Source organism: Streptomyces sp. TRM64462 (assembly GCF_013362995.1).
In the GTDB taxonomy this organism is placed as follows: Bacteria; Actinomycetota; Actinomycetes; order Streptomycetales; family Streptomycetaceae; genus Streptomyces.
Window position 1 is genome coordinate 25374 of sequence record NZ_JABWDV010000449.1, and the last position, 9489, is coordinate 34862.

The following is a 9489-nucleotide window of genomic DNA, read 5'->3' on the forward strand; positions in this document are numbered from 1 at the left end:
GCAGCACAGACAACGCAGGCAGCACAGACAGCGCAGGCAGCGCAGGCAGCGCAGGCAGTGCAGACGCCACAGATGGCGAAGCTGCTCGTCGCGAACCGCGGCGAGATCGCCTGCCGCGTCTTCCGCACCTGCCGCGACCTCGGCATCGCGACCGTCGCCGTCCACTCCGACCCGGACGCCGACGCCCTCCACGCGCGCGTGGCCGACGAGACCGTACGGCTGCCGGGTGCCGCGCCCGCCGACACGTATCTGCGCGGCGACCTCATCGTGCGGGCCGCGCTGGCGGCCGGCGCCGACGCCGTGCACCCCGGGTACGGGTTCCTGTCCGAGAATGCCGGCTTCGCGCGGGCCGTCGTCGACGCCGGGCTCCTGTGGATCGGGCCGCCGCCCGAGGCGATCGAGGCCATGGCGTCCAAGACCCGCGCCAAGAAGCTCGTCGGCATCCCGTCCCTGGAGCAGGTGACGGCCGCCGACCTCCCCGTCCTGGTCAAGGCGGCCGCGGGCGGCGGCGGGCGCGGCATGCGCGTCGTACGCGAACTCGACGACCTGCCGGCGGCGTTGGAGGCGGCGCGTGCCGAGGCGCTGAGCGCGTTCGGGGACGGCGAGGTGTTCGTCGAGCCGTACGTCGAGGGCGGCCGGCACGTCGAGGTGCAGCTTCTCGCCGACACGCACGGCACCGTGTGGACGCTCGGCACCCGCGACTGCTCCCTCCAGCGCCGCCACCAGAAGGTCGTCGAGGAGGCCCCGGCGCCCGGACTCAGCGAGGCGCTCACCGCCGAGCTGTACGCCACGGCCGTACGGGCCGCCCGGGCCACCGGGTACGTCGGCGCGGGCACCGTCGAGTTCCTGCTGGGCCCCGACGGCACCCCGCACTTCCTGGAGATGAACACCCGCCTCCAGGTCGAGCACCCGGTCACCGAAGCCGTGTACGGCGTCGACCTGGTCGCCCTCCAGCTCCGTATCGCCGAGGGCGCCGCGCTGCCGCCCGGACCGCCCGCACCGCGCGGCCACGCCGTGGAGGCCCGCCTGTACGCGGAGGACCCGGCGCACGGCTTCGCCCCCCGGACGGGAACGCTGCACGCCCTGGCGGTGGACGGCGACGTACGGCTCGACACCGGCTACGCGGCGGGCGACGGGATCGGCGTCCACTACGACGCCCTCATCGCGAAGGTGATCGCCCACGCCCCGACCCGCGCCGAGGCCGTACGCAAACTGGCCCACGCCCTCGAACGCGCCCGCGTCCACGGCCCGGTCACCAACCGCGACCTGCTCGTCCGCTCCCTCAGGCACCCCGAGTTCGCGCGGGGAGCGGCCGACACCGCCTTCTACGACCGCCACCTCACCACCCTCACCGCCCCGCACCCCGGCGAGGAGTACGCGGCCGTCGCCGCCGCCCTGGCCGACGCGGCGGCCCACCGTGGCCCGGGCCCCGGCGCGTGGCGCAACGTCCCGTCGCAGCCGCAGACCAGGACGTACGGCGACCACGAGGTCCGCTACCACCGCACCCGCGACGGCCACACACTCGCCGACCACCCGCGGGTACGGGTCGTGGAGGCCGGCCCGCACCGGGTGCGCCTGGAGACCGACGGCGTGGTCCGCCCGTACACGGTCACGCGCCACGGCGGCACGACGTACGTCGACACCCCCACCGCCTCCTACCGCCTCACCCCACGCCCCCGCTTCCCCGACCCGGCCGCCCGTACCGCCCCCGGCTCCCTCGTCGCGCCCATGCCCGGCACCGTGGTGCGCGTCGCGGACGGCCTGGCGGAGGGCGTCCGCGTCGAGGCGGGGCAGCCGCTGCTGTGGCTGGAGGCCATGAAGATGGAGCACCGCGTCACCGCTCCCGCCTCCGGCACGCTCACCGCACTCCACGCCGCGCCCGGCCGGCAGGTCGAACCGGGCGCTCTGCTCGCCGTCGTAACTCCCGTACAGGAGGACCAGGAATGAGCGTCACCGAGACCGAGGAGCACACGGCCCTCCGCGCAGCCGTGGCGGCCCTGGGCCGCAAGCACGCGGAGAACCCCGCGGGGAACCACGCAGCGAACCCCGCGGGGAATCACGAAGCGAACCCCGGAGACCACGACACCCTCTGGACCGAGGCCGGAAAGCTCGGATACCTCGGCGTGAACCTGCCCGAGGAGTACGGCGGCGGAGGCGGCGGCATCGTCGAACTGTCCATCGTCCTGGAGGAACTGGGGGCGGCCGGCTGCCCGCTCCTGCTGATGATCGTGTCGCCCGCCATCTGCGGCACGGTCATCGCCCGCTTCGGCACCGGCGAGCAGAAGCGCCGCTGGCTGCCGGGGCTCGCGGACGGCACCCGCATCATGGCGTTCGGCATCACCGAGCCCGACGCGGGCTCCAACTCCCACCGCATCACCACCACGGCCCGCCGCGCCCCCGGCGGCGGCTGGGTGCTCAACGGCCGCAAGGTGTTCGTCTCGGGCGTCGACATGGCGGACGAGACGCTGATCGTGGGCCGCACCGAGGACGCGCGCACCGGCGCGCTGAAGCCCTGCCTGTTCGTCGTCCCGCGCGACACGCCCGGCTTCCTGCGCACGCCGATCCCCATGGAACTGGACGCCCGGGAGAAGCAGTTCGAGCTCGTCCTCGACGACGTACGGCTGCCCGCCGACGCGCTCGTGGGCGACGAGGACGCGGGCCTCCTCCACCTGTTCGCGGGCCTCAACCCGGAACGGATCATGACGGCGGCGTTCGCGCTGGGCATGGGTCGGTACGCGCTGGGGCGGGCCGTGGCGTACGCGAAGGAACGCCAGGTGTGGAAGGCCCCCATCGGCGCCCACCAGGCCGTCGCCCACCCCCTCGCCCAGGCGCACATCGAGCTCGAACTGGCCCGCCTGATGACCCAGAAGGCGGCCCACCTGTACGACGCGGGTGACGACGCCGGCGCGGGCGAGGCGGCGAACATGGCGAAGTACGCGGCGGCCGAGGCCTGTGTACGGGCCGTCGACCAGTCGGTGCACACGCTCGGCGGCAACGGCCTGACCCGGGAGTTCGGGCTGGCCCGCCTGATCACCGCGGCCCGCGTCGCCCGCATAGCGCCGGTGAGCCGGGAAATGATCCTCAACTACGTGTCGCATCAAACGCTGGGCCTGCCGAAGTCGTACTGACGGGCGGGCAGCCGTACTGTCCGGCAGCCGAACCGACCGGGAGCCGTACCGGCCGGCAGCCGTACCGAGAGCAGGACCAGCACACCCCACCGGAGGCGAACGACGATGCCCCTGATCACCACCGCCCACGACCGCGGCGTCACCACGCTCACCCTGGACGCCCCGGACACCCGTAACGCCCTCTCGGCCCGCCTGGTCGCGGAGCTCGTGGACGCCCTGTCCGGCTGCGCGGAGGACCCCTCGGTCCGGGCGGTGGTGCTCACGCACACCGGCGGCACGTTCAGCGCGGGCGCCGACCTCACGTCGCCGCCGAGCCCGTACACGTTCGTGGCGCTGCTCCGCCGGATGGTGGAGCTCCCGAAACCGGTGGTCGCACGGGTCGCGGGCCACGTACGCGCGGGCGGCCTCGGGCTGCTGGGCGCCTGCGACATCGTGGTGGCGTCCGAGACGTCGGACTTCGCCTTCACGGAGGTACGGATAGGAGTGGCCCCCGCGGTCATCTCGCTCACCCTCCTCCCGCGCCTGGACGCCCGCGCGGCGACCCGCTACTACCTGACGGGCGAGCGCTTCGACGCGCGGGAGGCGGCCCGTATCGGCCTGACGACCCTGACCACGGACGACGTGGACAAGGCCCTCGCGCCCGTCCTCGACTCCCTCCGCAAGGGCTCCCCGCAGGGCCTGGCCGAGTCGAAGAGGCTGGTGACGGCTAGGGTGCTGGCAAGCTTCGAGCGCGACGCGGAGGATCTCGTACAGCGCTCGGCGTCGCTCTTCGCATCGACGGAGGCACGCGAGGGAATGACGGCCTTCCTAGAACGACGGGACCCCGTATGGGCGATCTGACCGAGGGCTCCGCCGCCCGCGCCCCGAAGCAGGACCGCAGCCGGGCGACCAGGCAGCGGCTCCTCGAAGCCGCCGTGGCCTGTCTGGCCGAACGCGGCTGGGCCGGCTCCACGGTGTCGGTGGTGGCGGAGCACGCGGGCGTGTCGCGCGGCGCCGCCCAGCACCACTTCCCGACCCGCGAGGACCTGTTCACGGCGGCCGTCGAGTACGTGGCGGAGGAACGCTCCCAGGCCCTGCGCGCCCTGGACGGCAAGAGCCGCCCCGACGTCGTCGCGGCCCTCGTCGGCCTCTACACGGGCCCCCTGTTCCGCGCCGCCCTCCACCTGTGGGTGGCCGCGTCCAACGAGGACCAGCTCCGCCCCCGCGTCACCGAACTGGAGGCCCGCGTGGGCCGCGAGGCCCACCGCATCGCGGTCGCCCTCCTGAACGCCGACGAGTCACGCCCCGGCGTCCGCGAAACCGTCCAGGGCCTCCTCGACATGGCCCGCGGCCTGGGCCTCGCCACCCTCCTCACGGACGACACGTCGCGCCGGGAGCGGGTCGTGGCGCAGTGGGCGAAGCTCCTGGATCAGGCTCTCGGCTGAAGCGTTTCTGCATACTTCGGTATGCAGATGTGGGGTACGTTTATGCCATGGCTGAGACGACACGCATCACCGTGACGCTCCCCACGAAGCACGTGGAGGAGATCAAGAAGCTGACGGAGAATGTGTCCGCGTATGTGGCCGAGGCGGTGGCGAGACACATCAGACACACGCTGCGCGAGGCTGAGTTCCGACGTTACGAGGAAGAGCACGGCGCCTTCACGGAGGAGGAGCTCGCGGAGGCCGATGCCTGGATCAACGCGGCGCTCAACCCCGAGGAGCCGGCTGACTCCACTGCGAGGGCGGCATGAAAATCCTCGCTGAAACCCTCGTTTTGGACGCTGAGGGACTGTCGGCCTGGGTCACCCAGGATCGCAAGATCACGGCCGCGCTGAGGCGGTTCCACGACAAGGGCGCCGAGTTCGTCGTCGGTGCCAACACGATCATCGAGGTCATGCATGGACGGGTGAACGTCCCGCGGCTGAACTGGGCTCTTTCCCAGGTGAAGGTCGAACCGGTCACCGAGGAGTCCGCCAAGGCCGCCGCCCGGCTCCTGCGGGACACCGGCCTCCACGGCCACAAGTACGCCATCGACGCCACCGTCGCCGAGATGGCGCTGCGCCAGCCGGGCCCTGTCGTGATGCTCACGTCCGACATCGACGACATGGCCCGCCTGTGCGGCGACAAGGTCCGGCTCATCGGCCTCTGAGACGAGGCGGGGGGGGGCACCCGGGGAGGCGCCCCCCGGGGCCCCGAGGGCTCAGCCCACGATGTCCGCGTAGCCCGCGATCTCGCGCGGGCTCCGCACGCCCGGGCCCACGTAGCGGGCCGACGGGCGGACCAGGCGGCCCGTGCGCTTCTGCTCCAGGATGTGCGCGGACCAGCCGGCCGTGCGGGCGCAGGTGAACATGGACGTGAACATGTGCGCCGGGACCTCCGCGAAGTCCAGCATGATCGCCGCCCAGAACTCCACGTTCGTCGCGAGGACCCGGTCCGGGCGCCGGTTGTGGAGCTCCTCCAGGGCCGCCTTCTCCAGGGCCTCCGCCACCTCGAAGCGCGGCGCGCCCAGCTCCTTCGCCGTACGGCGCAGCACCCGCGCGCGCGGGTCCTCGGCCCGGTACACGCGGTGCCCGAAGCCCATCAGCCGCTCGCCCTTGTCCAGGGCCCGCTTGACGTACGCCTCGGCGTCGCCCGTCCGCTCGATCTCCTCGATCATGCCGAGGACGCGCGACGGGGCGCCGCCGTGCAGCGGCCCCGACATGGCGCCGACCGCGCCCGACAGCGCCGCCGCGACGTCCGCGCCCGTCGACGCGATGACCCGCGCCGTGAACGTCGACGCGTTCATGCCGTGCTCAGCCGCCGACGTCCAGTACGCGTCGACCGCCTTCACATGCTTCGGGTCCGGCTCGCCGCGCCAGCGGATCATGAACCGCTCGACCACCGACTGCGCCTTGTCGATCTCGCTCTGCGGCACCATCGGCAGCCCCTGCCCGCGCGCGCTCTGCGCGACGTACGACAGCGCCATGACCGCCGCCCGCGCCAGGTCGTCGCGGGCCTGCTCCTCGGAGATGTCCAGGAGCGGCCGCAGCCCCCACACGGGCGCCAGCATCGCGAGCGCGGACTGCACGTCCACACGGATGTCACCGGAGTGCACCGGGATCGGGAACGGCTCGGCGGGCGGCAGGCCCGGGTCGAACGCCCCGTCGACCAGCAGGCCCCACACGTTGCCGAACGACACGTGCCCCACCAGGTCCTCGATGTCGACGCCCCGGTAGCGGAGGGCGCCGCCCTCCTTGTCCGGTTCGGCGATCTCCGTCTCGAACGCGACGACTCCCTCGAGCCCGGGTACGAAGTCGGACATCTGGCGGCTCCTCGTGGTGACGTGTGGTGACGTGTGGATGGCGTGTGTATGAAAGGAACAGTGACCCAGCCGATGAGTCTGTCGGGTTCCCCCGATGCGGGGAAGCGTGACATCAGGCACACTGCCCCGATCCGGGCCCGGAGGATTAGCGGCCCTGGATGCCGGGCACACTCACCCGCTGCGGCAGGATGGACGGCGTGACCGACGCTCTCGATCCTGCCCTGGAATCCGACCTCGATCCCGTTCTCGATCCCGCGCCGATGCGCGAGCAGTACCACACCGCCGTACTCACCGAGCGGGACCTCGCCGACGATCCCATGAGCCAGTTCGTCCGCTGGTTCAAGGACGCGACGAGCAGCACCGAGATCCACGAGCCGAACGCCATGGTCGTGTCGACGGCGAGCCCCGACGGCCGCCCCTCGTCCCGTACGGTCCTGCTGAAGCACTACGACGAGCGCGGCTTCGTCTTCTACACCAACTACGGCTCCCGCAAGGGCGCCGAACTGGCCGCCAACCCGTACGCGTCGCTCCTCTTCCCCTGGCACCCGATCGCCCGCCAGGTCATCGTCACCGGCGCCGTGACGCGGGTCGGCCGCGACGAGACCGCCGCGTACTTCCGTACCCGCCCGCACGGCTCCCAGCTCGGCGCCTGGGCCAGCGAGCAGTCCTCCGTCATCGCGTCCCGCGCCGAGCTGCTCGCCCGCTACGAGGAGCTGGCCGCGCGCTACCCGGACGACGAGCAGGTGCCGGTGCCGCCGCACTGGGGCGGCTACCTGGTGGTGCCGGACACCGTCGAGTTCTGGCAGGGCCACGAGAACCGGCTGCACGACCGGCTGCGGTACGTGTACGAGACGGGCGGGAGCGGCGGGAGCGGCGGGAGCGGCGGGACGGGGACGTGGCGCGTGGAGCGCCTCTCTCCGTGACGTACGGCCCGGGCCGCCACGTACCGCCCCGGGCACGCAGAAGCCCGCGGACTCTGCTCTCCTCCGCTAGCAAGAGGAGGTCGGCCGGATGTGCCGACGAGCCCGCGGGCCGGTGACTGCATTGGGATACGGCAGGAGGCCTGCCGTCATGTGACGACAGGCCTCAGCCCGCAGTCACCTCACGCATCCGAAAAGAAACCACTTCCGGATCACCTCCCTTCTCGTGTGCCGCCACACTAGGAACCCCGCCCCCGCCATCACAACCGAATTTCGCGAACCCGGTGTGTCCTGCGTCACGGCCGGGGTTGAATGGCCGGGCGCGTGCGGGTGCACGTGCGGACACGTCCAGGGGGTGCCGGGATGAGCGCGTCCGGAAGCGACACGGATACGGACACGGACGCATCGGGCAGCGATACCGCGTCGCGCGCGGACGGTGACCTGCTCACCGCGCTGCTCGACGGGATGGACGCCGCGCTGTGCGCGTTCGACGCGGACGGCACGGTCACCCACTGGAACCGCGAGGCCGAGCGCATACTCGGCTGGCCCGCCGCCGAGGCGATCGGCCGCCGCGGCCTGGCCGGCTGGGCGGCCCGCCCCGCCGACGTGCCCGCCCTGGACGAACGGCTCGCCACCGCGGCGGCGACGGCACCCGCCCGCCTGGTCCACGAGTGCGCGCTGCTCCGCAAGGACGGCGGCCGGGTCCTCGTACGGGTCCAGTCGGCGGGCGTACGCGGCGCCGACGGGCGGCCGGCCGGCGTGTACTGGGCGTTCGGGGAGGTGCACACGCAGCTCGACTTCGAGCGGTCCGTGGCGCTGAGCGAGGCGCTGTTCGGGGACGAGGCGTCGTGGGGCGTGGTGGTCGTGGACGCCGATCTGCGCCCGGCCGTCGTCAACGCGTGGGCGGCCCGTGCGCTCGGCACGACCCGTACGGCGCTGCTGGGCCGGCCGCTGGGCGACGCGGTGGCGCAGGGCGTGGAGCAGCTGGAGGCGGCGCTGGAGCACGTACTGGCGGAAGGCACTCCGGCCCAGTCGCCGGCCGACGTGTGGGCGACGGTCCGCACGCGGGACGGCGAGCGGCGCCGCTGCTGGCGCTCCGGGTTCGTACGGCTCACGTCGCCGCTGTCGCAGGAGCCCGCGCCGCTCGGTGTGGCCTGGCTGTTCCAGGACGTGACGGAGGCGCGGCTCGCGGAGCAGGACACCGACCGGCTGCGGTTCCGGGCCAGCCAGCTGCACCGCGCGGGCGGCGCGGCCGCGGAGTGCGAGGACCCGATGGAGGCGGCGACGGCGTACCTGGACTTCGCGCTGGCCGGGTTCGCGGACGACGCCCTCCTGGACCTGCTGCGCGGTGCGGAGGACCGGCTGGTGCGGGTCGCGGCCACCCCCGCGGGGGCGCCGGGACCGGTGGCGCGGGTACCGGGCGCGGGCCTGCCGGTGCCGTACGCGCCGGGGCACCCCGCGCTGCGGGCACTGGACCGGGCGGGCGCGGTGCGCGCGAGCGCCTGGGCGTCGGGCCCGGCGGAGCGGTGGGCGGCCGAACGGCACTGGCCGCGCGACACGGCGCACGCGCTGTGCACGGTGCTGCGCAGCCGGGGCCGCACGCTGGGCGTGGTCACCTTCCTGCGCACCGCGACCCGCCCGGCCTTCGAACGCCCGGACGTGACGTACGCGGAGAGCGTCGCGGTCCGCGTGGCGGCGTCGGTGGACCTGGCCCGCATGACCCCTTGAGGCCCAGAGGCAGACGGGGGCTGCTCACGGCGACTGCGGCCGGCAGTCGCGGCAGCGGCCGGGTGCGGGGGCGCGGAAGGCGCGGTCGCAGTCCTCGCAGGTCTGGAGCGGGGCGGGCCGGTCGGCGGCGGGCTCGTCGGGCAGGGGCGGCGGGATGAGCGCGGCGAGCCGGTGGCCGAGGAAGGCGGCGGGGTGGGCGATCTGCTCGGGTAACCCGGCGGTGAGGGCCTGCCGTACGGCGTCGGGGCGGGCGTCCCGCTCCAGCCAGGCGGCGACGGCGGGGGCGAGCCGCTGGACGTCCGGTTCGGCCAGGAGGAGGCGCGGGTGGTCGCGCCGCAGCCCGGCGAGGAGCGCGGTGGCGGCCTGGAGGCGACCGGGCTCGGGGTCGCGGGGCGCGGGGAGGGCGGCCTTGGGCTTGGGCGCGGGCTTGG

Annotated in this window: 9 protein-coding genes and 1 pseudogene; 8 read left to right on the forward strand and 2 right to left on the reverse strand. The window is 73.7% G+C overall.

From position 1 onward, the window contains the following. Positions 1 to 72 precede the first annotated feature (72 nt). From HTZ82_RS29205 to HTZ82_RS29230, 6 genes are all read left to right on the forward strand, one after another. Positions 73 to 1947, forward strand: a complete 1875-nt coding sequence (locus HTZ82_RS29205) for a biotin carboxylase N-terminal domain-containing protein (RefSeq protein ID WP_175412395.1) — start codon at positions 73 to 75, stop codon at positions 1945 to 1947. Then, entirely contained in the window at positions 1944 to 3128 is a 1185-nt protein-coding gene (locus HTZ82_RS29210; RefSeq protein ID WP_175412396.1) for an acyl-CoA dehydrogenase family protein, read from the forward strand. The genes HTZ82_RS29205 and HTZ82_RS29210 overlap by 4 nt, the downstream gene beginning before the upstream one ends. Positions 3129 to 3233: 105 nt before the next feature. Next, the gene (locus HTZ82_RS29215) at positions 3234 to 3968 is read left to right on the forward strand and encodes an enoyl-CoA hydratase family protein (RefSeq protein WP_175412397.1); all 735 of its coding nucleotides are present in this window, start codon (positions 3234 to 3236) and stop codon (positions 3966 to 3968) included. Next, entirely contained in the window at positions 3956 to 4552 is a 597-nt protein-coding gene (locus tag HTZ82_RS29220) for a TetR/AcrR family transcriptional regulator (protein ID WP_175412398.1), read from the forward strand. The genes HTZ82_RS29215 and HTZ82_RS29220 overlap by 13 nt, the downstream gene beginning before the upstream one ends. A gap of 47 nt (positions 4553 to 4599) precedes the next feature. Next, entirely contained in the window at positions 4600 to 4860 is a 261-nt protein-coding gene (locus tag HTZ82_RS29225) for a hypothetical protein (protein ID WP_175412399.1), read from the forward strand. Continuing rightward, the gene (locus HTZ82_RS29230) at positions 4857 to 5258 is read left to right on the forward strand and encodes a PIN domain-containing protein (RefSeq protein ID WP_175412400.1); all 402 of its coding nucleotides are present in this window, start codon (positions 4857 to 4859) and stop codon (positions 5256 to 5258) included. Before HTZ82_RS29225 ends, HTZ82_RS29230 begins: the two co-directional genes overlap by 4 nt. Before the next feature lie 51 nt (positions 5259 to 5309). Here the strand turns inward: HTZ82_RS29230 and HTZ82_RS29235 are convergent, their stop codons facing one another. Further along, a complete protein-coding gene (locus HTZ82_RS29235; RefSeq protein WP_175412401.1) occupies positions 5310 to 6410 on the reverse strand; it encodes a citrate synthase 2 in 1101 nt (366 codons plus the stop codon). 188 nt (positions 6411 to 6598) lie between these two features. Here HTZ82_RS29235 and pdxH point away from each other — a divergent pair, with 188 nt between their 5' ends. Next, positions 6599 to 7333: a pyridoxamine 5'-phosphate oxidase gene (gene pdxH / locus HTZ82_RS29240; RefSeq protein WP_175412406.1), complete on the forward strand. Its 735-nt coding sequence runs from the start codon at positions 6599 to 6601 to the stop codon at positions 7331 to 7333. A gap of 360 nt (positions 7334 to 7693) precedes the next feature. Further along, positions 7694 to 9058, forward strand: a complete 1365-nt coding sequence (locus HTZ82_RS29245) for a PAS domain-containing protein (protein WP_175412402.1) — start codon at positions 7694 to 7696, stop codon at positions 9056 to 9058. A gap of 24 nt (positions 9059 to 9082) precedes the next feature. On the opposite strand, the pseudogene HTZ82_RS29250 reads toward HTZ82_RS29245, so the two are convergent. Next, a pseudogene (locus HTZ82_RS29250) lies at positions 9083 to 9489 on the reverse strand (helix-turn-helix domain-containing protein); the annotation flags it as partial.

Coding starts and splice junctions, on each gene's coding strand:
- HTZ82_RS29210 (WP_175412396.1), top strand. CDS start 1,944: ATGAGCGTCACCGAGACCGAGGAGCACACGGCCCTCCGCGCAGCCGTG.
- HTZ82_RS29230 (WP_175412400.1), top strand. CDS start 4,857: ATGAAAATCCTCGCTGAAACCCTCGTTTTGGACGCTGAGGGACTGTCG.
- HTZ82_RS29225 (WP_175412399.1), top strand. CDS start 4,600: ATGGCTGAGACGACACGCATCACCGTGACGCTCCCCACGAAGCACGTG.
- HTZ82_RS29235 (WP_175412401.1), bottom strand. CDS start 6,410: ATGTCCGACTTCGTACCCGGGCTCGAGGGAGTCGTCGCGTTCGAGACG.
- pdxH (WP_175412406.1), top strand. CDS start 6,599: ATGGACGGCGTGACCGACGCTCTCGATCCTGCCCTGGAATCCGACCTC.
- HTZ82_RS29245 (WP_175412402.1), top strand. CDS start 7,694: ATGAGCGCGTCCGGAAGCGACACGGATACGGACACGGACGCATCGGGC.
- HTZ82_RS29220 (WP_175412398.1), top strand. CDS start 3,956: ATGGGCGATCTGACCGAGGGCTCCGCCGCCCGCGCCCCGAAGCAGGAC.
- HTZ82_RS29215 (WP_175412397.1), top strand. CDS start 3,234: ATGCCCCTGATCACCACCGCCCACGACCGCGGCGTCACCACGCTCACC.
- HTZ82_RS29205 (WP_175412395.1), top strand. CDS start 73: ATGGCGAAGCTGCTCGTCGCGAACCGCGGCGAGATCGCCTGCCGCGTC.